Annotated in this window: 18 protein-coding genes; 5 read left to right on the top strand and 13 right to left on the bottom strand. The window is 59.0% G+C overall.

Going from position 1 to position 25,847, the window contains the following annotated elements:
- The first annotated feature begins 105 nt into the window (after positions 1-105).
- Complete coding sequence (locus RTM13_RS09500) at positions 106-504, top strand: YdeI family stress tolerance OB fold protein (RefSeq protein ID WP_312211805.1); 399 nt, start codon at positions 106-108, stop codon at positions 502-504.
- 56 nt (positions 505-560) lie between these two features.
- Here RTM13_RS09500 and RTM13_RS09495 read toward each other — a convergent pair whose 3' ends face one another.
- Entirely contained in the window at positions 561-1,319 is a 759-nt protein-coding gene (locus RTM13_RS09495; RefSeq protein WP_312211804.1) for an SDR family oxidoreductase, read from the bottom strand.
- A 119-nt stretch (positions 1,320-1,438) separates the two neighbouring features.
- On the opposite strand from RTM13_RS09495, the gene RTM13_RS09490 reads away from it, so the two are divergent.
- The 3 genes from RTM13_RS09490 (at position 1,439) to RTM13_RS09480 (ending at position 5,041) form a co-directional block, all read left to right on the top strand.
- Positions 1,439-2,347, top strand: a complete 909-nt coding sequence (locus RTM13_RS09490; RefSeq protein WP_312211803.1) for a LysR family transcriptional regulator — start codon at positions 1,439-1,441, stop codon at positions 2,345-2,347.
- 58 nt (positions 2,348-2,405) lie between these two features.
- Positions 2,406-3,446 (top strand): inner membrane protein YhjD, encoded by a 1,041-nt coding sequence (gene yhjD / locus RTM13_RS09485; RefSeq protein WP_312211802.1) that lies wholly within the window; start codon positions 2,406-2,408, stop codon positions 3,444-3,446.
- A gap of 272 nt (positions 3,447-3,718) precedes the next feature.
- Positions 3,719-5,041, top strand: a complete 1,323-nt coding sequence (locus tag RTM13_RS09480) for an MFS transporter (protein ID WP_312211801.1) — start codon at positions 3,719-3,721, stop codon at positions 5,039-5,041.
- 102 nt (positions 5,042-5,143) lie between these two features.
- On the opposite strand, the gene RTM13_RS09475 is transcribed toward RTM13_RS09480, so the two are convergent.
- The 3 genes from RTM13_RS09475 to pdeH form a co-directional block, all read right to left on the bottom strand.
- Complete coding sequence (locus RTM13_RS09475; protein WP_312211800.1) at positions 5,144-5,656, bottom strand: hypothetical protein; 513 nt, start codon at positions 5,654-5,656, stop codon at positions 5,144-5,146.
- Positions 5,657-5,852: 196 nt separating this feature from the next.
- Entirely contained in the window at positions 5,853-7,913 is a 2,061-nt protein-coding gene (locus tag RTM13_RS09470) for an AsmA family protein (RefSeq protein ID WP_312211799.1), read from the bottom strand.
- A gap of 74 nt (positions 7,914-7,987) precedes the next feature.
- Positions 7,988-8,758: a cyclic-guanylate-specific phosphodiesterase gene (gene pdeH / locus RTM13_RS09465; RefSeq protein WP_312211798.1), complete on the bottom strand. Its 771-nt coding sequence runs from the start codon at positions 8,756-8,758 to the stop codon at positions 7,988-7,990.
- A gap of 236 nt (positions 8,759-8,994) precedes the next feature.
- Here pdeH and RTM13_RS09460 point away from each other — a divergent pair, with 236 nt between their 5' ends.
- Complete coding sequence (locus RTM13_RS09460) at positions 8,995-9,924, top strand: sugar kinase (protein WP_312211797.1); 930 nt, start codon at positions 8,995-8,997, stop codon at positions 9,922-9,924.
- A 50-nt stretch (positions 9,925-9,974) separates the two neighbouring features.
- Here RTM13_RS09460 and RTM13_RS09455 read toward each other — a convergent pair whose 3' ends face one another.
- From RTM13_RS09455 to bcsR, 9 genes are all read right to left on the bottom strand, one after another.
- Positions 9,975-11,465 (bottom strand): pitrilysin family protein, encoded by a 1,491-nt coding sequence (locus RTM13_RS09455; RefSeq protein WP_312211796.1) that lies wholly within the window; start codon positions 11,463-11,465, stop codon positions 9,975-9,977.
- Between the two features lie 187 nt (positions 11,466-11,652).
- On the bottom strand, positions 11,653-12,939 hold the full coding sequence (locus RTM13_RS09450) for a dicarboxylate/amino acid:cation symporter (RefSeq protein WP_312211795.1): 1,287 nt from the start codon (positions 12,937-12,939) through the stop codon (positions 11,653-11,655).
- A 156-nt stretch (positions 12,940-13,095) separates the two neighbouring features.
- A complete protein-coding gene (gene hmsP, locus RTM13_RS09445; RefSeq protein ID WP_312211794.1) occupies positions 13,096-15,099 on the bottom strand; it encodes a biofilm formation regulator HmsP in 2,004 nt (667 codons plus the stop codon).
- A 113-nt stretch (positions 15,100-15,212) separates the two neighbouring features.
- Complete coding sequence (gene bcsC, locus RTM13_RS09440; RefSeq protein ID WP_312211793.1) at positions 15,213-18,740, bottom strand: cellulose synthase complex outer membrane protein BcsC; 3,528 nt, start codon at positions 18,738-18,740, stop codon at positions 15,213-15,215.
- Positions 18,728-19,831, bottom strand: a complete 1,104-nt coding sequence (gene bcsZ, locus RTM13_RS09435) for a cellulose synthase complex periplasmic endoglucanase BcsZ (protein ID WP_312211792.1) — start codon at positions 19,829-19,831, stop codon at positions 18,728-18,730. The genes bcsC and bcsZ overlap by 13 nt, the downstream gene beginning before the upstream one ends.
- Before the next feature lie 3 nt (positions 19,832-19,834).
- The gene (gene bcsB / locus RTM13_RS09430; RefSeq protein WP_312211791.1) at positions 19,835-22,192 is read right to left on the bottom strand and encodes a cellulose biosynthesis cyclic di-GMP-binding regulatory protein BcsB; all 2,358 of its coding nucleotides are present in this window, start codon (positions 22,190-22,192) and stop codon (positions 19,835-19,837) included.
- Positions 22,193-22,202: 10 nt separating this feature from the next.
- On the bottom strand, positions 22,203-24,821 hold the full coding sequence (bcsA, locus tag RTM13_RS09425) for a UDP-forming cellulose synthase catalytic subunit (RefSeq protein WP_312211790.1): 2,619 nt from the start codon (positions 24,819-24,821) through the stop codon (positions 22,203-22,205).
- Entirely contained in the window at positions 24,818-25,585 is a 768-nt protein-coding gene (gene bcsQ / locus RTM13_RS09420) for a cellulose biosynthesis protein BcsQ (RefSeq protein ID WP_312211789.1), read from the bottom strand. The genes bcsA and bcsQ overlap by 4 nt, the downstream gene beginning before the upstream one ends.
- A gap of 18 nt (positions 25,586-25,603) precedes the next feature.
- Positions 25,604-25,792: a cellulose biosynthesis protein BcsR gene (bcsR, locus tag RTM13_RS09415; RefSeq protein WP_312211788.1), complete on the bottom strand. Its 189-nt coding sequence runs from the start codon at positions 25,790-25,792 to the stop codon at positions 25,604-25,606.
- Positions 25,793-25,847 lie beyond the last annotated feature (55 nt).

Genomic DNA, 25,847 nt, shown 5'->3' with positions numbered 1-25,847 from the left:
TAAAAGATGAAGGGGAAATAAAACAGAGCATTCCTTATCCACAGCGGAATTTCCTATGCCAGGCTTAGAAGAGAGGTATCTGAGGCACATGCGAAAGGAGTATCTATGAAGAAAATGTTACTTGCCGCCACGGTGGCCGCCTTATTCACCCTTCCGGCACTGGCCGAAGATTCACCGGGGCTGAATACGGATAAAGCACCGCCGCCGCCACATAAGCTCGACGACGGCTATCGCGGCATTGAAGATGCCCGTACCATGAACATTAAACAGGCGATGGAGCTGCACGATGGCGGTACCGTCTCCCTGCGCGGGAATTTGATCGCGAAAAAAGGGAACGATATCTATACCTTCCGCGACAAAACGGGCGAGATTGACGTCTATATTCCGATGGCGGTCTTTGCCGGGCGCGAAGTTAGCCCCGATCACCTGGTAGGCATCAGCGGCTCGCTGGATAAGAAACAGAATCCGCCCCGCATTAAAGTGCACCACTTCCAAAAAGAGTGATGGACTCGTAACATTGTAGGCCGGGCCAGCGCCAGCGCTGCCCGGCGTTTTTATCTCTATAAGAACATTCCCCCCGAGACCTCAATGCGCTGGGCGTTCATCCACCCCAGCTCATCACCCAGCAATGCCGCTATTGCGCTGCCGATATCATCCGGCAGGCCGGTACGTCCCAGCGCCGTTTGCGAGGTGACAAACTGATTTAGCTGTTCATCATCGCGTACCCGCCCGCCGCCAAAATCGGTTTCAATGGCCCCCGGCGCAATGATATTTACCGAGATACCCCGCGCGCCTAGCTCTTTTGCCTGGTAGCGGGTTAAGACCTCCATCGCTCCTTTCATCGCCGCATAGGCTGCATAGCCCGGCAGGGCAAAGCGCGCCAGACCGCTGGAGACGTTTAGGATCCGCCCGCCGTTTTTAATCAGCGGCAGCAGATGCTGGGTCAGAAAGAACGGCCCCTTGAAATGGATGTTCACCAGTTGGTCAAACTGCGCCTCGGTGGTCTCGGTAAAGGCGGCGTTCAGGCCGATTCCGGCGTTGTTTATTAAGTAATCAAAGGTGTCGCGCTGCCAAATCTGTTTTAGCTGCTCCTGCACCTGACGGGTGAAGCTGGCGAAGCTGGCGCTATCCCCGACGTTGAGCTGCAAAGCCATGGCCTTCGCGCCTTTAAGCTCAATTTCGCGTACCACATCCTGCGCATCTTTCTCCTGGCTATTCCACGTCAGGATAATATCCACGCCCTTCTCTGCCAGCTTCAATGCAGCGTTTTTTCCCAATCCACGGCTGCCGCCGGTCACTAATGCAATACGATGCGTCATAAGAAACCTCATTTCTGATGGTGGGGTGATTGAGAAAGAGCTTATTAGGTGGTAGATAAACAATAAAGTCTGCTGAATGCGCTTCACTGTTTCATTGATAACAACAATTGGTGGCATGGATGGATAAAATTTACGCAATGCAGCTTTTCGTTCGTGTCGCGGAGCTGGCAAGCTTTTCCCGCGCCGCCGACTCCCTTGGCGTGCCCAAAGGGAGCGTCTCGCGCCAGGTCCAAAGTCTGGAAAACCATCTTGGCACCCAGCTGCTGCACCGCACTACGCGCCGGGTGCAGCTCACCCAGGACGGCATGGTCTACTACGAGCGCGCAAAGGATCTGCTCTCTAACCTTGACGAGCTGGACGGCCTGTTTATCCACGACCCGGCCAGCGTCAGCGGCAAGCTGCGGGTAGATATGCCGGTGGGGGTGGCACGCAATCTGGTGATCCCCCGCCTGCCCGCTTTTGTGCAGCAGTATCCCGGCATTGAAATCGAACTCAGCAGCAGCGACCGGCTGGTGGATGTGATCCGCGAGGGCTTTGACTGTGTGGTGCGCGTCGGCACGCTGAAGGATTCCGGATTAATTGCCCGCCCGCTGGGCAGGCTGGCGGTGATTAACTGTGCCAGCCCCGGCTATCTGGAGCGTTTTGGCTACCCGGAGACACTGGAGGATCTCTCCTCTCACGCGGTGGTTCACTACGCTGTCCACCTTGGCACGCGGCCGCAGGGCTTTGAGCTTTACCAGGACAACACCACGCGCTGGATCAAGACCGGTGGGATCCTGACGGTCAACAGCACCGAGACCTATCATGCAGCGTGCCTGGCGGGGCTGGGGATTATCCAGGTGCCGCGCACCGGCGTACGTGACGCCCTGCGCCAGGGCAAACTGGTGGAGATCCTGCCCCAGTACCGCGCCGAGCCGATGCCGGTCTCGCTGATCTATCCCCATCGCCGCAACCTCTCCCGGCGGGTACACCTGTTTATGGAGTGGCTGGCGAGCGTCATGAAGGATTACGTCGATTCACCCGCTTAGGTGATGAGAGTCTATAATTTGCGTTACATCACGCTAAGCAGAGAAGGAAGCCGTACTGATGACCCCGGAAAATAGCGCCAAGCGACCTGTCCCGCACCTGGACTACGAACCTGTTAAAAAGGTCGATACCACCGACAAGCCTGAGGCTGAGTCAGAGCCGCTGCTGAGCGGCAAGGCAGAAGGTGTAGTGGAGACGGTCACCGAAGCGGCGGAGAAGATCCAGCGCCGCCCGATGGTTGCACACCTGATCCGCGCTACCGAACGCTTCAATGACCGAATGGGCAACCAGTTTGGCGCGGCCATTACTTACTTCTCGTTCCTGTCGATGATCCCCATCCTGATGGTGTCATTTGCCGCCGCAGGTTTTGTGCTGGTCTCTCACCCCACGCTGCTGCAGGACATCTTTAACAAGATCCTACTCAACGTCAGCGACCGCACCCTGGCCGATACGCTGCGCAATACCATAAAAACCGCCGTAGAGCAGCGTACTACCGTGGGTATTGTCGGTCTGGCGGTCGCGCTCTACTCAGGAATTAACTGGATGGGCAACCTGCGCGAAGCGATCCGCGCCCAGTCCCGGGACGAGTGGGAGCGTACGCCCCAGGACAGTGAGAAGATTTGGGTAAAATATTTCCGCGACTTTGTTTCGCTGATAGGCCTGCTGATCGCGCTGGTGATCACCCTCTCCATCACCTCTATCGCCGGTGCGGCCCAGCAGATGATTATCTCCGCGCTCTATCTGGACTACATAGAGTGGCTTAAACCAGCCTGGCAGCTGATTGGCCTGGCGATCTCCATCTGCGCTAACTTCCTGCTCTTCTTCTGGATCTTCTGGCGGCTGCCGCGCCACCGTCCACGCAAGAAGGCCCTGATTCGCGGCACGCTGATTGCGGCGGTCGGCTTTGAGGTGATTAAGATCATCATGACCTGGACGCTGCCTTCGCTGGTAACCTCTCCGTCAGGGGCGGCGTTTGGCTCGGTGCTCGGTATCATGGCCTTCTTCTACTTCTTCGCCCGCCTGACGCTCTTCTGTGCGGCATGGATCGCTACCGCAGAGTATAAAGACGACGTAAAAATGCCGGGTAAAGAGACCCTTTAACCGTACTATTGGGCTGAATCAAAACGCAAAGTTTCAGCCCAACTCCCCATTTCAGGATTAAAAACCAGTCCGTAACTTTTATTTAACCAGAAACTGGTTTTATCTGCTGATATTCAATTTCTGTGAAGCATTTCATAGATGCCAAAACTCAGGCATAAAGATTATTCACTTTTTGCCGTTTTTATCACCGCCTGTCCACTCTGTTACAGATTGAAATGTCGCTTTTGCTGTGCGTAATATGGCCCTTCGTTCGCCAAAAATAAGAAATTTCTATGCAAGCTACAGCCACAACGCTCGATCACGAACAGGAAAGCCCTCCGGTCAACTCGCGTAATAAAGTTGTCGTCGCCTCGCTCATTGGTACGGCGATTGAGTTTTTCGACTTCTATATCTATGCCACCGCGGCGGTCATCGTCTTTCCGCATATCTTCTTCCCGCAGGGTGACCCGACGGCGGCCACGCTACAGTCGCTGGCGACCTTTGCTATCGCCTTCGTGGCACGTCCGATCGGCTCTGCGGTGTTTGGTCACTTTGGCGATCGCGTCGGGCGTAAAGCCACGTTGGTGGCATCCCTGCTGACGATGGGGATCTCTACGGTGCTGATCGGCCTGCTGCCGAGCTACGCCACCATCGGTATTTTTGCTCCGCTGCTGCTGGCGCTGGCGCGCTTTGGTCAGGGTTTGGGCCTCGGTGGCGAATGGGGCGGCGCAGCGCTGCTGGCGACCGAGAATGCCCCGGCACGCAAGCGGGCGCTCTACGGCTCTTTCCCGCAGCTGGGTGCGCCAATCGGCTTCTTCTTCGCTAACGGCACCTTCCTGCTGCTGTCGTGGCTGCTGACCGACGAGCAGTTTATGGAGTGGGGCTGGCGTGTGCCGTTTATCTTCTCCGCCGTGCTGGTGCTGATTGGCCTCTACGTCCGCGTCTCCCTGCATGAGTCCCCGGTGTTCGCCAAAGTGGCCGCTGCTAAAAAGCAGGTGAAGATCCCGCTGGGTACGCTGCTGACCAAACACGTCCGCGTAACCGTATTGGGCACCTTTATTATGCTGGCGACCTACACGCTGTTCTACATTATGACCGTCTACTCCATGACCTACAGCACGGCTCCCGCGCCAGCTGGCCTTGGGTTGCCGCGTAATGAAGTCCTGTGGATGCTGATGCTGGCGGTGATTGGCTTTGGCGTAATGGTGCCGATTGCTGGACTGCTGGCGGATGCCTACGGTCGACGCAAGAGTATGATCGTCATCACCTCGCTGATCATTATCTTTGCCCTGTTTGTCTTCCAGCCGCTGCTGGGTTCCGGCAGCCAGGCGCTGGTGATGGCCTTCCTGCTGATTGGCCTGAGCCTGATGGGGTTGACCTTTGGCCCAATGGGCGCGCTGCTGCCGGAGCTGTTCCCGACTGAAGTACGCTATACCGGGGCGTCGTTCTCCTATAACGTCTCGTCCATCCTGGGCGCGTCGGTTGCGCCGTATATTGCCGCCTGGCTGACTGCCAACTACGGCCTGTTCTACGTGGGCGTCTACCTGGCGGCGATGGCAGCCCTGACGCTGATTGCCCTGGTGCTGACCCACGAAACCAAGAATCAGTCCCTGTAAGCATAAAAAAGCCCGGTAGCGCTTACCGGGCACAGAGGTGGTTGTGGGATCCGTAGGCCCGGCAAGCGTAAGCGCCGCCGGGCGTAGCATCATACGTTCCGCTCAGAACCGCCAGTTCAGGCTTACTACAAATACTGAAGGGAAAATGATCCCTGATTCCACACCAAAATAGTTGGTAAAGTTATACTGAACCGCATGATATATATAGGGTGCGAAACCCACTCCGGTGATATTTTTAAATGAGTGATAGATGCCCTCATCGCCGCATTTGCTGAATTCATCAAAAAAGAATTCGCCGGTGTAACCGTAAATGCCCTTAAAAACAATGTTATCCTTCTCCGCCCAGTCTTTTCTGACGCCCAGAGAGAGGCAACGATCCCCGTAGCTGTTTCTCATTGTCCCGACGAGCAGACTGTAGTCAGGGTGGTCAGGAAGTCTCTTTTCGACCGAATAAAATTCATTATCAAACTTCTCCGTGTATTGGCCATGATTCCCAAGAAGATGATAGACAAATGAGCCAGTATTAAACGAGATGGTATGGTCGGCCTGCGTGCAAGTAGTGGCCAACAGGAGAGTTGTTGCAGAAAGGTTTAAAAAGTTAAGGCGTGACGGCATTGTGAAGCGATATGTTGAGATAATATCACATTAGAGTAGCAGCTAGAGAGTTAACCAATCCAGTACGGCTGCCATCCACTAAGCCAGCGATTATGAAACTGAGACTGTTCTTACCACCGCTGCACGCTATCAAATTAAAATAGTAAAAGCCCGGTAAGCGCTAACGCCACCGGGCTTATCTATCCTGCTCTCCTGCTTACTTCTTCATCTGCGACAAGATGTTCCGGCACTGGTTCTCCTGGCCTTCCGACGGGGAGATGAGCGCCAGCAGCGCCGCTGCCGGCGTCACTAGCGTCGCCAGCGCTGCCGCCACCGCACCGCGGGCAATCAGCGGACCCGCCTTCACGCCCGCCTGTGGGTCCTTGAAGCTGCCACGCACGTAGAGCGGCGAGCGCAGGGTCACGATACGGATCCCCTTGCTCTCCGGATTGATGGTGAGATCAAGCTGCTCTGAGGCGAAGCTGGCGGTCCCGGTGACGTTGATGATCGCGTTCTCAGTATCGAAAGCAAAGATCTGTGGACGCGCCACGCCGTTGACCAGGTTCAGGTTAGCGGCGGCGCAGTTTACGCGTACCTCGTCGTCACCGAAAATCTGCCCGACGATAAAGTTCCCGACGTTAAGGCCAAGGATCTCCATCAGGTTGCGGCTAACCACGCCGTCGTTCATCAGCAGCTTCAGATCACCGTTGCTTGTGCCAAGCAGCGCGGCAATAGAGTTACCCGTGCCGCGGAAATCCGCATCGCCGTTCATCTCACCAATGGTTTTCTGCATCAGCTCCACGTCCGGCATCAGCTCTTTCAGCTTCAGCCGACGGGCCTGGATATCTGCCCGCCCCTGCATCGGCTTCTTATCCCCTTCAAGGTGGATATTGGAGGAGATAGTTCCCCCTGCCAGGCCAAACTTCAGCGGCTGAAGGCGCAGGTCGGCGTTCTTCAGGATAATATGGGTCGTGAGGTCGCTGATCGGCAAAGAGCTACCGTGCTCAATGCGCCGCCCTTTAAAGCGCACGTCGGCATCCATCGTATCCCACTTGTCAGTTTCGAAACGATCGTAGGGCAGCACTTTGCCTGCGGGCTGGTTAGTCTTCTCGCCCTTCTTCTCCTCAGACTGCTTCGACTTCTCTGCCCCCTTCCCGGAGTCGACGCCAATCAGCGGGCCTAAATCCGCCAGACGCAGCTGGCGCGACTCGAGATCGCCCTCCAGCTTAGGACGGGGTTTACCGGTGGTGTAGGTCAGAGAGCCATGAATATCACTGTCACCGATGCGGCCGTTGAAGCCGCGGTAGTCATAGACGGAGGATTTTTCAGCATCGATTTTCGCTACCAGCCGACCGTCGGTCTCAAACGGCGGCGTATCCGGCAGCAGGACACCGGTCAGATCGTACAGCTCACCCAGCGAGTTACCGGCAAACTTAAGTTTAAGATCGACCCCGCCCATCTTCATCGGGTCGCTTACCGTGCCGGAGAAGGCTACGCGGGTATTGCCGGAGCGGAAGTCAGCCTGTACCGGGAACGGCGTACCTTCGCTGCGCAGCGCCAGCATGCCACCAATTTTACCCGTGCCGGTCACCTGCTGGCCGTTGTAGCGCCCCTTCGCCTTCAGGCCAAACACGTAGTCGCCTACTTTGGTGTTCTTCTCTTTATCGCTACCCGTGACTTCGCTAAACGGCAGCGGCTTGCCAAGCGGATCGATCAGGATCTCAACATCGGCCTTGCTGACCTTGTCATCAACCGCCACGCGGCCCTGATCGAAAAGAATATTGTCCAGACGGAAGGACCAGGCCGAAGGCGGCGCGTCCTCATCCTTTGGCTCATCGCTGCCCGCCAGGTTGAAGGTCCAGTTGTTGGTTTTCTCGGACAGGCGGATCAGCCGGGCATCCGGCTTCTCAAACTTCACCCACGGCAGGTAGACGGTCTTCGTCAGCAGCGCCAGCGGTGCCAGCGTGGCCTCAACCCGCGGCAGGTGCACCATAGTGATCTCAGGGATATCGGGCGGGTTGCCAAGGATCACATCCTCGGCATGCACGTGTGGCCATGGCACCCAGCTACGCCAGCCGGTCTCCTGCTTCTGCCGCTCCCAGACGACCCCTAAATCACCGCGTATCGCAAAGGGACGATTCAGCTCAGTGGAGACCTTCTCATTGATAGTCGGTTTAAGACGGTTCCAGTCAAAGGTCGCGATAATGATGATAGCCACCACGATCAGCAACAAAAGCGTTCCCAGGACGGCAATGATTGCCTTGCTTGTTCTTGTCATGCTTGCATCCTTCCATTCTTGCCTTGCCTGTCATAAAGATAGCTGAGCCTGAGGGAAAGGAGTGCAACCTGATGTTATAAAGCGAGAATAACGCTTTCGAGGTTTGCCAGCGGTACGGGGCGAGAGAGGAAGTAACCCTGTGCGGCAAAAGCCGGTGACGCCTGCACGTCGCGCCACTCCTCCAGCGTCTCCACACCTTCGACAATTACGCCCTGGCAGTAACGATTCATTAGCTGCAGCAGCAGCGTGAAGAGGTTACGCCCTTCCGGCGTCTTGCGCAGCATGATGAACAGCTCGCGGGCTACTTTGATGTAGTCGTAGCGCACTTCGCTCAGGGCAGAGAAGTTTGCCATGCCGGTACCAAAGTCATCCAGCCACAGCGGACCAATTTCACAGATCGAGGCAAACGAGGAGTCCTCCGGCAGACGGATATGCTCCACCAGCTCGAAGCGCAGCCACGGCAGGGTCTCAACCAGCGCCATCATTTGTGGATTCTGGCGCATCGACAGCAGGGTTGGGCCATCGACGTTGATTGACGCCAGCACGTTATTCTGCACAAAAAAGTCGTTTTGCTGGGCGAGCAGGTTGATCTGCTCCAGCATGACGTCCAGGCGCTGACGGACCGCAACCTCCGCAAAGTAGCGGTCAGGCGCAATACGCTGCGATGGATTATCCGGGTGCGTAACGATCGTTAATACTTCGATTGCCATCAGGCTGCCATCTACTCGATAGATGGGCTGGTAAGTGTAGGCACGTTCACATTGCAGCCAGTAGCGCCGCTCTTCCAGGCTTTCAATGCTCGCCTCCGGAATGCTTAGCCGCTGGATAACCTGCTTCAACTTCATTGTCAGATGTCCTGTAATAGAGTGAGTGACCTGGCGGAACTCGTCTAGGAGTTATCGGCGCAATGGGTGAGAACTTTATGTTCAATCAGGCAGCAAAATAAAATTCTGCGAGGCGGAATCTGCACTTAACACGCGCCAGCTCAAAAATTTATTGGAACGTTGTTTTAATATGATTGACCACGCAGCACGCGCAACGCACACTAACCCCAATATTTATCCGACTCAGGTTGATGACTATGTCCAGGAAAATTGCCGTCATTGGCGAATGCATGATTGAGCTGTCACAGAAAGGCACAGAGGTGAACCGTGGCTTTGGTGGCGATACCTTAAATACCTCCGTTTACGTTGCCCGCCAGGTCGATCCGACCGCGCTGTCGGTACACTACGTCACGGCGCTGGGGACGGATAATTTTAGCCAGCAGATGCTGGACGCCTGGCAGAGCGAAAGCGTTGATACCTCCCTCACCCAGCGCATGGAGAACCGCCTGCCGGGTCTCTACTACATCGAGACCGACAGCACCGGCGAGCGTACCTTCTACTACTGGCGCAACGAGGCCGCGGCTAAATTCTGGCTGGAGAGCGAGCAGGCCGCCGCCATCTGTGAAGAGCTGGCGACCTTTGACTACCTCTACCTGAGCGGGATCAGCCTGGCGATCTTAAGCCCGGCCAGCCGTGACAAGCTGCTCTCCCTGCTGCGCGAGTGCCGCGCTAACGGCGGCAAGGTGATTTTCGATAACAACTACCGTCCGCGCCTGTGGGCCAGCAAAGAGGAGACTCAGCAGGTCTACCAGCAGATGCTAACCTGCACCGATATCGCCTTCCTGACCCTGGACGACGAGGATGCGCTGTGGGGTGAGAAGCCGGTGGAAGAGGTGATTGCCCGTACCCAGGCCGCTGGCGTCAGCGAAGTGGTAGTGAAGCGCGGCGCGGACTCCTGCCTGGTGGCAATTGCCGGTGAAGCGGTGATTGATGTGCCGGCAGTGAAGCTGCCGAAAGAGAAGGTGATCGATACCACTGCGGCGGGCGACTCCTTTAGCGCGGGCTACCTGGCCGTGCGCCTGACCGGCGGTGATGCCGAAGCGGCAGCGCAGCGCGGTCACCTGACCGCCAGCACCGTGATCCAGTATCGCGGAGCGATTATCCCCCGCGAGGCCATGCCGAACTGATCGATGGACTTTCCCGGCCCCTGTCGCGGGCCGGGTTAGATCGCAATCCGCTACTGCTGAACAGGCGGGATATCCGTTACGTCCTGGTGCACGTCATCACTGACGGGCACAAGGGCTGACGTTTCGGCATTCATCACCTGGTCCCAGGTGGCCTGCAGCTCCTTCATATTAAACTCCGGCTCGCCTTTCGGCTGCAGCAGTATCAGCGACTGCTCCTGGGTCAGCTGTTGACGCAGGCTCTGGTTCAGCATCTCGGTAGTCAAGCCGTTCAGGAAGTTCTGCCGCAGCTTCTGGTACTGCTCAGGCGCAATATCCACCACCTGATTTTGCAGAGAGCGCATACGCTGGCTGATCAGCACGTCAGTATCGGTGCGGGCATAGGTCGTGAAGAGCCTTTGCAGCTCCAGCTTTTTCTGGGCAATCAGGGCGTTAAACTCATCCTCTGACAGGCCGTTGTCGCGCACTTTTTTCAGCTCGCGAGCGATCATACCAAGATTGGCGCTGAGCTTATCGGGTGCGGAGTCGACGTTAATCGCGCACTGCGCACGCTGGAACAGTACCCGGCAGTCGAAGCCGAGACCAATATCTTTGGCGTTATTTTTAGTCAGAGTCTGCTGAAGATGCCAGAACAGCGCCTCGCGGGCGACGTCTGCACGCCAGTAGCGCTCCAGCGCGGCGGATTCACGAATCGGCTGCCACGGCACGTCCCACATCAGCGAGAGTCTGTCCTGGCGGACGGAGTCGGTCATGATGCTCACCGGCTCGCGTGGTAGCGGAGAGAGCGTCGGCACCGGAGCAGGCGTCTCCCGCTTCCCCTTCAGATCGCCAAAGGTTTTATTGATCTGCTCGCCAACGGTGCGGCTGTCGATATTGCCTACTACGATTAGCGTCATGGCATCCGGCGTGTACCACTTCTGGTAGAAAGCCTTCAGCTGGGCCTCATCCACCGGTTTCTTCAGCGGCGACGCGGGATCGTGTCCCAGCAGGGTGGAGCCTTTCAGGCGGTAGCGCCACCAGTTATCTTTGGTCTCTAGCGGCCAGGTTGCCACCATATCGTTGCTATTCAGAGCGTGGTTTACCGTCTCCGGGGTCACGGTGAGCTTGCCGGTAATATCAGAGAGGTAGACCAGCGCCTCTTTCAGCAGATCGTTGCGGTTATTGGGCAGGCTCAGGCTAAACAGCGTGTAGTCATAAGAGACCAGCGCGGGCGGCAGCGGGCGTTTAGGATCAATCCCCTGCTGCCAGAGCGAGCGCACCTGCGCTGGCTCGAGGCTGCCGCTGTGGGACAACGCGATACGGGGAATAAAATGGCTGTAACCGCTCTGCTGGGTACTCTCCGTCAGCGAACCGGTATCCACCAGCAGGCGGATCTCAACGCGATCGCTAGGGCGCTGCGGCGTACTTAACACCTGCCACTGAAAACCGTTTGCCAGTGTCCCCTGTTGCCATGCCGGGTCGGGCTGGAGCGCATCTGCCTGCACGTAACTGGCTGCCATCATTAGCAAACCACCAGTTATGAGTCGAATTTTTGTGCCCTGCATGTAAACCCCTGATCAACATTCCTGGTTAAAAGACCGCCTATCCTGCAGGCGGCCTAAAATGAAGTTTTAACACTCCGTGTTAGACAGCCAAAAAAACAAAACGTCACACCGGGAAGTGAAAAAATAGGGGGTAATTATGCGCAGGTGCCCGCGCCCCTACAAGGGACAACGGGCATAAGTGGATAGATTAAGAGGAAATTTCGCCCGTTTTGCCGTCTGGCGCACGGTTATTAAGGGTATTTTTCAGCTGTTTATGGTCCAGCTCTTTCACCCATTTTGCCACCACGATAGTTGCTACGCCGTTGCCGATCAGGTTGGTCAGCGCTCGCGCCTCAGACATAAAGCGGTCGATGCCGAGGATCAGCGCCAGCCCGGCGACCGGCAGGTGCCCCACCGCAGAGAGCGTGGCCGCCAGCACAATAAAGCCGCTACCGGTGACCCCCGCCGCCCCTTTAGAGGAGAGCAGCAGCACCACCAGCAGCGTGATCTGATGGACAATATCCATGTGGCTGTTGGTAGCCTGGGCGATAAACACCGCCGCCATCGTCAGGTAGATAGAAGTGCCGTCGAGGTTAAAAGAGTAGCCGGTGGGGATCACCAGTCCCACCACGGATTTACGGCAGCCGAGCTTCTCCATCTTATCCAACATGCGCGGCAGCGCCGATTCAGATGACGAGGTTCCAAGGACGATCAGCAGCTCTTCGCGAATGTAGCGGATAAATTTGAAGATGCTGAAGCCGGTAGCACGGGCAATGCTCCCGAGCACCACCACGATAAACAGAATACAGGTGGCGTAGAAGCAGATGATCAGCTGTCCGAGCTGCACCAGGGTGCCCACGCCATATTTACCGATGGTAAAGGCCATGGCCCCAAACGCGCCGATAGGGGCGAGACGCATAATCATATTGATGATGCCGAAGATGACCTGGGAGAAGCTCTCGATCACGTTAAAAATCAGCTGCCCCTTGTGGCCAAGGCGATGAAGTGCAAAGCCGAACAGCACGGCGAACAGCAGCACCTGCAGAATATTGCCGCTGGCAAACGCGCCGATCACGCTGGAGGGGATCACGTCCATCAGGAAGGCGATAGTACCCTGCTGCTCGGCCTGGGCAGCGTAGACCGCCACCGCTTTGGCATCCAGGGTAGCGACATCAACGTTCATCCCTGCACCCGGCTGCACCACGTTGACAATAACCAGGCCGATGATCAGCGCCAGGGTGCTAACCACTTCAAAGTAGAGCAGCGCCACCGCACCGGTGCGGCCTACCGCCTTCATGCTTTCCATGCCTGCGATGCCGGTTACCACGGTACAGAAGATCACCGGGGCGATGATCATTTTAATCAGCTTCACGAAGGCGTCGCCAAGCGGCTTCATCTGTGCGCCGAGTTCAGGGTAGAAGTGACCGAGCAGAATACCGATGGCGATGGCGGTCAGCACCTGAAAGTAGAGGCTTTTGAAGAGTGAGGTTTTCATAGGGTGTCCTTGAATTAAAAACCACAGGCATTGTAGGGTTGGTTCACCTGCGGTCTTAAAATAACACCCGAACAACATCGCAGAAATAAACTTACTTCAAATTTGAAACAGAAATGTTAAAAAATTTGAGCCAGCTCGCACAAGTGAGCGCGGTTTCTACGCGCTGCCATCAGCCAGACGGGGAAGATTTAGCTGCTCAAACGCCTCCGGGGCCACTGCGCGGCCAAAGAGGTAACCCTGGGCCATCTCCACCCCTGCCTCCTGCAGCCATGCGCGCTGCGCCTCGGTCTCGACGCCTTCAGCAATGATATTGAGATCGAGGCTGCGGGCCATATGGATTATCGACGAGACCATGCTGCTATCCTCCGGCAGGCCTTCAACAAAAATCTTGTCGATCTTCAGCACGTCCACCGGCAGCGACTTCATATGCTGGAGCTGGCGCAGGCCCGCGTAGCCCATGCCGAAATCATCCAGCGCAATGCGCACCCCGGCGTTGCGCAGCGGACGCAGGATAGCCACCGCTGCGTGCGGATCGTCAATGCGCCGGCTTTCGGTCACCTCGAGGATCAGCGTACCGGGCGCGATGCGGTAGCGCTCCAGCAGCGCAAGCAGATCCCGCACCATGTCCTCGTGCATCAGTTGCAACGCCGAGAGGTTAACCGACAGCGGCAGCATAATGCCCCGCGCCTGCCAGGCCGCGAGCTGGCGGCAGGACTCCTCCAGCACCCAGTGGCCTACAACAACCATCAGCCCGCAGGACTCAATGCTGTCGATAAGCCCCTCCGGCAGCTCCCAGCTGCCATCCGGCTGCTGCTGACGCAGGAGGGCCTCGGCGCTCACTACCTCGCCCGTAGCCAGATTGACCTGCGGCTGTAGCCAGATGGCAAATTGATGGTTATCCAGCGCGTTTAAGATATCGCTCTCTTCCGTCAGCCGCTTCTGCGCCGTCGCCATCTGTTCAGGGTCGAAGAACTGGATCTGATTTTTGCCTTTGCGACGGGCGGAGAGCGCCGCTGAGATAGCCCGGCGGTAGAGCTGCTCCGCCGTTACGTCACCGTAAAACATGGCGATGCCAATGCTGGCGCTCGGGCGCAGCTGAATACTCTGCACCGGCAGACGTTCATTGATAACAGTGAGCACTTGCTGACCCAGCGTAATGGCGTGCCACGGCTCGCTGGCCCCATTGCCAATGATGACAAAGGTATCCGTACTGACCTGGGCCAGTACCATGCGCGGGGCCAGCACCGACTTCATCTTCTCTACCAGCGTCAGGAGCAGCATTTCACGCTGGCTCTCCTTCAGCACCCCTGCGGTATCCTGCAGGGTTTCACAGGCAATAACCATCAGCGCGGTAGTTTTTTGCCGGGCCACGGTCTGTTCCAGCAGGGCCATCATAAAGGCTTTGTTCGGTAGCTCTGATACAGGAAAGCGCGTTACCTGGCTGTTCAGCTCTTCATGCTGGCGCAGCACCATCTGCTGGTTACGGTTATAGCCGCGAACCAGCATGCCAATCTCATCGTCATGATGGTGACGGGGCAGCGCCAGCTGGTGTCCAGGGTGATCCTGTAGCGACAGGTCGTTCAGCTCTCGAGCGATCTTGCGCAGCGGGCGGATGATCAGCCGGCTAATGCACCAGGTGAGCGCCACCGTCATGATCAGGACTAACAGTAAGTAAGTAGTAACTAACGTTGAAACGGTGCTCATCACGAACTTATACATGCGGAAGGAGTCCGCCTGCAGTACCAGATAGGCCAGCGGCTGCGGATTGGCCGGGCGCTCAAGGGAGTAGATGGGCAGCGAAATCTGCACCGGCAGCTCAAAGAGCCGGGTGATGGTCACGGGAACCGGACGCTCGGGGATAAAGCTCATGCGCAGGGCCTGGAACTGGTTCGGCAGAACGACGTCCGCCCGGCTGACCACGCCAGCGGGCTGGATGCGTTTAAGGATAGCCTCCGCGTCGGCAATGTCGCCCTTCAGAATGGCGGCAGAGAGCGGCTCACGCACCGAGCGCGCAATGCTCTCCAGCTGCGTACCCGTGTTGTAGCGATTCTGCTGTACGAAATGGAACAGCAAAATGACGCAAAAAAGGAAAATAAACACCATGGCGACGATCGAGACCATCGCCATCTGTTTAATGGTTAACGAACGGCTAACGCGCAAATTGACTCTCCAAATACTCCGTGTCCGCAAAAGTAACCGACGGCTACCTGCCTGCTGTCAGAGTATACTCGATTCTGACAGCAGAATAAGACTGCGATAGAGAGCCTTGCGCGTTACCAGTCGGCGTGAGGCGTCAGCGGCCGCGGCGGCGAATCCATATCGCCCTGCCATCCCGCCTGCGAGTAGCGGACGTAGAGCATGCCGTGGCTCGGAGTGTAATCCTCCGCCTGCTGAATATCGATGGCGGCACCGATGGACCAGTTGGAGGTAATGCGGCGCTCAAGCAGGGCGCGCGCCGTATAGCCAAAGCCGTTGCTTTTCGATCCAAACTCTTTCTCATCTGCCGCCCGGGCGCGATAGGTATCCGGGATCAAATTCAGCAGCGGATAGGTAGCCTGAGTGCTGGTTGCCGAGTGCGACCAAGAGACCGAACCGCCCAGCTCCCACGACCAGTTCTCGGTTCGTTCACGCCACGTTACCGGCACGGCAAACGAGAGATATTTCTGCGGGCTGTAGTAGCCCCCCTGGCCCAGGGTGTAGCCACTGAGATCTTTATCGTAGTGCCAGAGCATATTGTTCAGGCCGACGGTGACGCGGCGGTTATCTTCGTTGACCAGCTTGTAGTAGTAGCCGGTCATCCAGCGCACGCGCCAGTTGTCATCCACGTTTTTACCGGTGAGCGAGTCGGCGCTGAGGCTCGCCCAGACGCCGTGCGCTTCGCCCTGGTCATAGCTCAGGCTAACGCCGCCGCCGGTGGATCGGACGCCACCCCAGGTCTTGCCGGTGCCGCCGCGATCGTTATCCTCATCGTCCGGATCGTGATAGTAGCTGGAGGCGTCCTTCTGACCGCCGAAGGCCAGCAGGGAGCTGGAGATGGGACGACGATGCACGTCCAGCGTATAGCCTACCGGGCCGAGATCGTTGCTGTAGCTCAGACCGCCGACAATATCCACCACCCGGAAGCCCATCGGCGTGGTGCCGATATCCCCTGCCCAGGTGTCGTTGCGCCAGCCAACCGCAATGCTCGCCCCGCCATCGGACTGGCTCTTGTCGCCGTTAACGCAGTTGAGCTGGCCGCAGGTCCCCCAGTTGGGATCGTACAGTCCGTTCTCATCGGTGGCGAAGGAGCCGACGTTCATATTGACGTAGTCGGTACGGAAGAACATCCGGCCGTCGGCCAGCGGCGCATCGGCTTGCAACATGGTGGTGTTGGCTTTCAGATCGGAGTAGCCGCCGGTGCCGCTGGAGCCCCAGTAGTCATGCTCGAGCGTGACATTTAGATCCTGCTGGCGATAGAGATCGGCGGCATCGCTGCGCAGGCCGCGCTTCAGCCAGTCATCGCTGGCATCGTTACGCGTCTGGCGGGTAAAGGTGTCGTTATCCTGGGCGGGCGTCGGCGCAATACCTGCCGCGACCATCGCCTGTTTGTAGCTCTCCAACGCAGGCTGCGGCTGACCGTTAGCCTGCTGGAAGCGGCCATAGTCACGCAGCACCAGGGCGCTATCCTGCGACGGCGGCAGCGCCTTCGCTTCGGGGACGATGGTGTCATAGGTGCGCTGGGCCAGCACCCTGTCCCCCAGCTGCGACCGCACCAGCGCCATTCGGCGCTGCATGTTAATAGACGGCGGCTCGGTCTGCGGCATCCCGTTCATCGCTGCCAGCTGCTGGCGCGCTGCAAGCGGGTTCCCCTCAGCAATCGCTACCTCCACCAGGCTCAGGCGAGCGTCAGCGTTAGCCGGTTCACGGGTCAGCACGGCCTCATACCCGGCGCGCGCAGCAGCGTAATCACCGCGCTGCTGCGCCCAGTCCGCGAGGGTCATGTCGATACGCGTGGAGGCGGGCTGCTGCCTAAGCAGCGCTTCGGCCTCCTGCTCCTGGCCGCTGTCGCGCAGGCGGTTGGCGGTCTCCAGCAGCTGGTTGCCCTCAAGGCGGCTCGCCAGCTCCTGCATATTGCTGTCCCATCTGCTGCGCGGCAGAGTGTTGAGGTGCGCCAGCGCGGCACGATCCTGGTCGTTGCCAGAGAGATAGAGGCTGTAGGCGTAAATTTGAGTCGGATCGTTAGGCTGACGCCGAACCAGATCGCGCATCTGCGCGTCGGCCTCGGCGTGCTTCCCGGCGCTCCAGAGGTCGCGGGAGAGGCGGTAGGCGATCCAGACGCTGTCCGGATCGGCAGCCAGGCGACGGCGCTGAACTTCAGCCGCCTGCGCCCAGCGCCCCTGGTTCTCCAGGGCTTCAGCCTGCTGCGCCAGCCGATCGTTGGCGAGGCTTCGTTCAATGTCATCTACGCTGCGACGCTGGCTGGCAGAGAGAGAGGCAATCCAGGCGGAGGCTTTTTCCGGCGACTGTTCGCGATAGAGGTTGGCCAGGCCGCGCACCGCGTTGCTGTTGCCGCTGTCCATGCGCAGCGCCTGCTGGTAATAGCGCTCGGCGGCGGCGTTGTCCTTGCGGGCGGCGGCGGCGTCCCCCAGGCCCAGCACGGCATAGCTGTCGGTGTTATCCACCGCGCGCGCCTGCTGATAAAGGCGTTCCGCCTGAGCAGGGTTATTGGCCTTCAGCGCGGCGTCGCCCTGCTGGATCAGCAGCCAGTAGCGGTTAGTTTGCAGGAGGCTATCCCACTTGCTGCGGTTGCTGCTCTGCGGCGCAAGGGCAATGGCTTTCTCTAGCAGGGGAACCGCCCGGGCGCGATCGCCCTTTTGCGAATAAGCCTGGCCGAGCGCCCCGGTGGTTTCACCGTCGTTCTGGTCGGCGCTCAGCGCCTGCTGCAGCGGGGCAATAGCCTGCCCGCCTTGCCCGGCATCAACCGCGGCCAGCCCGCGTGAACGGGCGCGGAACGCCGGATCGGCCAGCTGCTGCTGCTGTGTCGCCAGCGTTGCCCGGGCCGTATCCACCGTATCGCCGCTGCTAAATTCGTTCAGAAACTGTTGCAGCGCCTGCACGCTGGCATCGCTCACTGGCATAGCTTGAATCTGTTGATACCAGATGGCCGCTGCCGCTTCGCGGGTAGTACCCGACTTCGCCATCTGCCGCAGGACGGCGTAGCCTTCGTCGCTGCGCCCGTTGGCAAACAGCAATTGCGCCAGCGAGTTTTGCAGCTGAGGGTTGCCTGGGTAGCGGGCGTTGGCGCTCTTCAACTGGGTAATGGCCTGGCTGCGCCGCTCGGGCACTTTTGCCACCAGCGTCCAGTACTCGGCAGCAAGATCGCTATCCGGCGGGTTACCCTGCAAAATTTTGTCGTAGGCCGCTATGGCCTCCGCCGTGTGACCGGTGGTTGCCAGCAGTCGCGCCTCCTGCAATCCTTGCCGCCCCTGGGCGGTAGAGAGCGTCATGGTGCTTTTAGCTTCCCGGTACGCCGCAGAGTCAGGGGCAAGCTGGGCCAGCCGATCGAGCTGCTGCTGCGCGCCTGCGGTATCGCCCTGGCGCAGCAGATAACGCTGGCGGGCGGCGATCGTCTCGGGATTATTGGGATCGATAAGCTCCAGCCGGTAGAGAGACTGGCGCACCAGATCCTCGCGGCGGGTAGATTCTCCGAGCCGGACCTGCTCAAGCAGCTGTTGCTGCTGGGCTGTCGGGGCCGCATACGTCTTTGGCATCAGCGCGATGCCCAGCGATAAAGCAAGTAAGCGTAGGGTTAGCGTGCGCATTCCTGGCCCCAGTCAGGTTGTAACTCACCTTGGGAGGTGAAACGAAAACGGTGCTCATCCCAGCCCTGTCCAAAGAGGGTGAGCACGTAGCTGTAATAGGCGTCGCTGCCGGGAAAGTTGTCGGCAACGCGCTGGCGCAGCACCGCTTGTGCATCGCGGTTTTGCATAAACGGCAGCATGGCGGCAGAGAAGCCTGTCGCGCCGCTGCCCTGTGCCGCGCCGGTGATCACGTTCACTTTCTCCGGCGGCACGCCGTTTTTCGCCGTCAGCGCCGCCATCGGCTTAAAGCGCGCCAGCAGACGATTTTTTTGCAGATCGCTGTCGTGCATCATGCCGATCCACAGATAGACGCGGATGGCGTCGTAGCTCGAAACCAGCTTGCTCTCGGGCTTCAGGTTCCAGCCGCGATTTTTCTCATAGCTCACCCAGTCCGGAGAGAAGCCTTTAGGGGCGGTCTCCAGCAGTAGACGCAGGTTGGTCTCTCGCAACGCGGTCCAGGGTGCGCCAAAGCGGGTAAGATACTGCGCCACCTGCGGCGGCAGATAGCTGGGATTAAAGCGCCAGCTCTCTTTCTCGGCGAAGCCAATTTTGCCCGGCAGCAGCATCGAACCCAGCCCCGGCACGTTCACCACCTCTTCGCTGACGATATGCTTGAGCAGCCCCTGGGCCAGCGCGGTGTAGCGCGGCTCTTTCCACAGGCGTCCGGCCTCAAAGAGCGACCAGACGATCCAGATATCGGCGTCGGAGGCGGAGTTGGTGTCCAGCACCGTCCACTCCGCTTCGCCCTTCTTGCCCCACAGCCAGGCGGGAAGATGGGTCCCAAGATTGCCCCCGGCGAGGTTATCCTCGGTCCACTGAAGGATCTTGTCGAAGCCGGGTCGATCGTTGGCGGCGAGGGCGAAAAACAGCCCGTAGCTCTGCCCCTCAGAGGTAGTGATCTTCCGGGCGTCGCTGGGATCGATCACCCGGCCGCCGTCGCTGAGGTAATCCTTTTTAAACGCGTTCCACGCCGGCCAGCTACAGGCGGCGTGCGTACTCGCCGCCGCCAGCAGCAGCGTGGCGGCGATCGCTCCACGCAGTAAGGTCTTCATGGCTTACTCATCGTGTGGGTCGAGACGGCGACGGCTGATGATGCGCAGCAGACGCCACAGTACCCAAGCCAGCAGCACGACGCTCACCGCAGCCAGCACTGCCAGCAGCACCGGGTGGTTAGAGAGCGCATACCAGATCCGCTCGAACCACGGCAGATGGCCGACGTAGTAGACATCCCCTACCCGCAGACCATTCACGCCGGACTCGCGGATCACCGTCACGGAACCGTACATTGCTGCACGTTTACCGCTATCGTTCATCGCCTCGTTCAGCAGCTCGTAGCCGCGCGGGCTATCCGCCAGCAGGGCAACCACGCTGCGCTGGTCGTTGTACGGCGACTGGAAGCCGACAATGGCCGCCATCGGGCCGCTGGAGGTCACCGCCGTCTGGGCATCCGCCTGGCGATCGGTATTATCCGGGACGATAGACGGGAAGGTGGTCTGGCGCTGCGGCGTCTTCACCCAGCTCTGCGTCGCCTGCACCAGCAGGTCGATGCGCTTGTCATCCTTCAGGCTATCCGGGATAGCGCCGATCACCAGCACGTCGGCATCCTTGTTCTGGATCTGGCTGCCGTCGTTGGTCAGGGTCAGGTTAACGGCCGGAAGACCGGTTTGTGCGCCAATCTGCCCAATGGAGTCCAGCAGCGTCGCCAGCTGGCCCTGGGTCGGATTGGCTGGCAGCACCACGATGGTGTCCGCAAGGTCCGCCATCCGGCTGAACGGGAAGCCTGCGTTGGCAAAGGCACGCAGGTCCGGCATCGCAATAAAGTGGTAGTACTTCGAGAAGTCGATGGTCGAGTCATCGCCAATCACTACCCGGTTCTGCACCGGCTGGAAGGTGACGCAGTTATCAACGGTGCCGCCCGGCGTCGGGTTCATATACTGGAAATCAAAGCGCAGCTGGTTGAGCGCCCCCAGCTGTAGCGCCGGAATAGTGACGGCGGTTTTGCCATCCAGCAGCCCCTGCAGTACCGGCAGGCGCAGCAGCAGGCGGTTAGTATCCTGGTTGCTGGTGAGGTTGAAGGATTGCAGGAACTGGTTGTTCAGGCTGATATCCATCCGCGAGCTGTCTTTGGTTGGCGGCGCAGTGTAGCGGTAGTTGAGATCCATATCGATGCCGTTGCTACGCAGCAGATAGAGATCCGGCGGCAGGTTCAGCGCCACGCTGATCGGGTTCGGCTCAAGGCCCACCGACTGAAGCTGCTCCTCGTAGTTTTTCAGCTCGGCAAACGAGATGGCCCGGTCGGTGCGCACCCAGTTTGGCGCATCGTACGGCTTACGGGCCAGCAGCGGCTTGACGTCATTCACCTCCACGCGATCGCCACGGAACAGGACGTTGCCCTGAGCCATGCCCTTCGCCGCCTGGAGCAGATCTTTATCATCGCGGCCAAAGACCACCAGCAGCTTCACGTAGGGGTTGTTAGGGTGATCCATCATCACCACCGTCGGGGCGTTCACCGGCGGCGCGTCGCGCAGGAAGTCTGGACGCTTGTCATTGGTGGCAAACACAATGGCGTTCCGATCCGGCAGCCCGTTGTAGATCACCGGGAAGCTCTGGCCGCGCCAGCCCATACGGGAGCCAAAGAAGGAGGCGACAATGCCTGCCGCCTGCTGCTGCTCCAGCGGGGGCGCACCGGCAAAGACCATCGGCAGCACCAGCGGACGGTTATCCCGTGCGTCATAGAACGGCACCGGGAAGTGGGACAGGTCGTTTTTCAGCGGCAGGGACTGGTAGGTCATCTCCAGCGAGCTGCTGCGCCCGACGTCCATCCACAGCGTACTGCTGGCCGGGTTTTCACAGACGTCGCGGTAGTGGCCAACAAACTCCAGCCGCACCCGGTTGTAGTCGGTGATATAGAGCGGATCGATAGCCAGCTGGGCGAGAGTCTTCTTGCCCAGCTGCTCTTTGGTAACCGGCAGGACGCCCATCAGCTCATCGTTAAGATAGACCTTCAGCTGCGACTGCACCGGCAGCAGCGATGGCGACGGGGTGTACTCCAGGTTCAGCATCGCCTTCGATACCACTTCGTCGCTGCGCATCCCGAATTCGATCTGACCGTCGGGTTTGACTCCACGCAGCACCATGCTTCCCGGCGGGGGCGCGATCTGGGCGAAAGAGAGCTTCACCTCCCGCGACGGGGCGTTCTCCGCAACGATGGGCGCATTGGCACCGGTTACGCCAGGCATCACCTGGCCGACGGCCTGCGGATCGGCTGCGGGCGCAGCGGCCTGCGCCTCAGGCGTTTCAGGCGCAGCAGGCACGGTGACCATCGGGGTAGCCGGGGCCGCGTGGGTGACCAGCGACGGGAAAGCACTCATCCCAACCGCCACTGCACAAATCCAGGAAAGTTTTCTTTTCATCGCATTATCATCATTGTTGGGCTAAAACCGGATCCGGCTGCTGCACTACCACGCCCCGCGCAGGTCGGCGGGGAATGAACGACACAACCCAGGAGATCAGGGAAGTAAGCGTCCGGAAAATCATTTTCACGGACGATGGAGCAAATTCGGCCAGGTGGCGATAGCCACGGAAGCCAAGCTTGAGAATATCCAGCATGCTCTCCAGGGGTTTATCTTCCGGGAAGCTGTCCTGCCAGAGCGCCCAGGTATCCGCGCGGGCGAAGGTGCACTGAACAAAATCGATATGCTGGCGGGTGGTCAGCGGCATGAGTTGCAGGCCCACTTCCCTGCCGTGGACGCGTACCACCTGCGCCGGGAAGACATACTCCTGCTGGCCGCGCTTAAGCAGCAGATTGACCTTCTGCCCCTCCAGCACCTGTGACTGGCCGTTGATCTTGATCCCTACCCCGCCGTCGGAGAAGTCGTGCACCGTACAGGAGAAGAGATGCCCATCGTCACGGGCGATAGCCGCTGGCATAGAGATCTCAACGCGGTGCGCCCGGCGCACCTGCTTGCTCTCTACCGATACCGCCACCGCACCGCCCAGCACGATCAGGTTGTAGAAGACCCAGACGATACTCACGACCACGGTCAGCATCTCGGTCTCTGGACCGTAGAAGTAGCGCCAGACGCCTACCAGCACACCGACAATGTTCAGCAGCACGAGGAAGATATAAGGCCGGGAGATCACCCAGTCGACATACTCCTCCTCGACGAGGCCGCCTTTTGAGGTCACGTTAAACTTGCCTTTGTGCGGGTTAAACAGCGCCACCATTGTGGGTCTGGCGATATACCAGGCCAGCACCGTTTCATAGATCTCACTCCAGAACGAGTGGCGATATTTTCCCTGAATCTTCGAGTTGGTGAGGCTGGCGTGAACCATGTGCGGCAGCACGAACAGGGCGATCATCAGCGCCGGGGCGTAGATGATATAGGCGTGCAGCAGCAGGAACGCCAGCGGTGCGGTGAGGAAGATCAGCCGGGGCACGCCAGAGAGAAAGTGGAACATGGCGTTGACGTAGCAGAGCCGCTGCGCTAGCTTCAGCCCTTTTCCGAATAGCGGGTTATCGAGACGGAAGATCTGCACCATGCCGCGCGCCCAGCGGATGCGCTGCCCGATGTGGGACGACAGGCTTTCGGTCGCCAGCCCCGCCGCCTGCGGAATACGCATATAGGCTGAGGTATGGCCGCGACGGTGCAGGCGCAGAGAGGTGTGCGCATCCTCGGTCACGGTCTCTACCGCAATGCCGCCGATCTCATCCAGCGGACCACGCCGGATCACCGCACAGGAGCCGCAGAAGAAGGTGGCATCCCACATATCATTCCCGTCCTGCACCAGGCCGTAGAACAGAGTGCCTTCGTTCGGCGTCTGGCGGAAGCGGCCCAGGTTACGCTCAAAGGGATCCGGCGAGAAGAAGTGGTGCGGAGTCTGCATCATCGCCAGCTTCTTATCTTTGATAAACCAGCCCATGGTGAGCTGCAGGAACGAGCGCGTTGGCACGTGGTCACAGTCGAAGATCGAGACAAAGTCCCCCTTCGCATACTGCAACGCATTGTTGATGTTGCCTGCTTTGGCATGCTCATGGGTGGTACGGGCGATGTACTCTACCCCTACCATCTCGGCAAACTGGCGAAACGACTCGCGGCCGCCGTCGTCGAGGATCCAGATTTTCAGCTTATCCTTCGGCCAGTCGATACCCAACGCAGCATAGATAGTGTTCTTCACCACGTTAAGATCTTCGTTGTAGGTCGGGACGAAGATATCCACCGACGGCCACTGGGACATATCCTTCGGCAGCGGCACCGGCTGGCGGTTAAGCGGCCACACCACCTGGAAGTAGCCGAGCACCAGCACAATCCACGCGTAGGTTTCAGCAAACAGCAGCACCAGGCCGCACACCAGGCTGACCGGATCGTTCCAGTTGAGCGTCGAGGTGTAGCGCCACCAGATGTAGCGGCAGGAGACGGTCAGCGACAGAACAATCAGCATCAGGGCCGAGAAACGCCCCGGAATACGCCGCACCAGCAGCGCCACGCCCCACAGCAGCAGCAGGAAGATAAACTGCGACCAGGGGTTAAACGGCTGGGTGATGCAGAGCAGAGCCAGGATCAGCGAGAAGAAGACAATCACGCCGATGATAAAACGACGGACGATTGGCTTGAGATGCGCCAGCTCTTTCTCCCCTTCCATATGGCTTGTGCGGCTGCTCACCTTCGATGGCAGGGCGTCCAGCCAGTTGAGGTAGCGGCGGCGGAAATGGGTAAAGCGTGCACGCTTGCTCGTTCGCGCCCGCGTGGTCGGAGCATTATGCGCACCGATCAGCAGCCAGATAGTTTGCAGCAGGTAGCGGGCCGGGTCGAGGGGACGCGGCCGCTCGGCGCGAATATGGGGATAAAATTCCGCGTGGCGAGCGCGGAGCTGCTGCCAGCGTGGGTGCTCCAGCGGAATAAACAGCCACGCAAGGATAACCCACAGGCAGCCGAGGGCGGCGCTAAACGCCGGTGCGCCGTGACTCCGGTAAAGCTGGTAACGCTCGCTCAGGCGGGCGTTTACCGGGGGGATCAACAGCAAGGCGGCAAGGCGGCTCATACAATCTGCCCGGTATTGTCAGGGTGATGAATGCGATCCGGCCCGGCGCAGTGCAGCAGGCACCAGTTGGCCAGGGTCAGGATCTCCTCGGCCGCCAGCGAGTCATTGCGGTACTCACCCAGGGGCTGCTTCGCCGCCAGGCACTCTACCATCCCCTCATCGCGGTGGATAACCATCGGCAGCAGGCGGGGCTGGCTCTGGAGCCAGACCTGGTAGAGATCGTCCTGTAACAGGCTGCCGATGCGCAGATCGTTAATTAACAGATGCGTGCCGGACGGCAACGCCTGCTGGTGCAGGCGAACGTGGCAGTTAGTATCGGGCTTCACCACGGTTAGCGTATGGTCGCACTGCGCCAGCAGCTCTCGGGTGAGCGGCGTAAAGTCCGCCGGCAGGTCGAGCAGGATCCACTGGTAATTTCCCTGCGCCTTCAGCGCCTGGAGTGCAGCGGTGAACGGGACGAGGCGATCGTGCAGAGCGTAGAGGTTTTCCCGCTCACCGGCGGCCAGCTGGCCAAACGGCAGCAGATCGAGGCAAGAGGTGTAGCGCTGACCTGCATTGCGCCACTCTTTATCGTCCAACAGCGCCCGCGCCCAACCATCAGCGTGGGTAAACTCAACGTTGAACGAGAGGCGCAGCATGTTATCCGGAGAGGCGTCGATCATCAGCACCGACTCTCCCAGCAGCTGTAGCGCCCAGCCCAGCGCTGCGGTTACCGATGTGGTCCCCACGCCTCCGCGAATGCCTTGCAGACCCAGAATGGCCATCCACGTCTTCCTTATTAATTATTGTTGGCGGGCAAATTCAGCAAGCAACGGCCAGCGTTTTATCGCCATAGCCAGCTGTTCACGTTGGGATATATCGGTGTAATCAATTTCAGGCAGCGAAAAAACCCGGCTCAGGGCCAGGAAGTCGTTCTGAAAGGTATAACCCAGGGTTGAATCAGTCTGACCGGTCGATTCTTTGTTATACATTTTTACTGCATCTCTTTGAGTGAAAACCCATGAACAGACACCAGCGCGTACCGCC

The sequence above is a fragment of the Pseudescherichia sp. genome (genome assembly GCF_031979925.1).
Classification (GTDB): Bacteria; Pseudomonadota; Gammaproteobacteria; order Enterobacterales; family Enterobacteriaceae; genus Pseudescherichia.
This window is presented reverse-complemented; position numbering and strand designations above follow the sequence as displayed.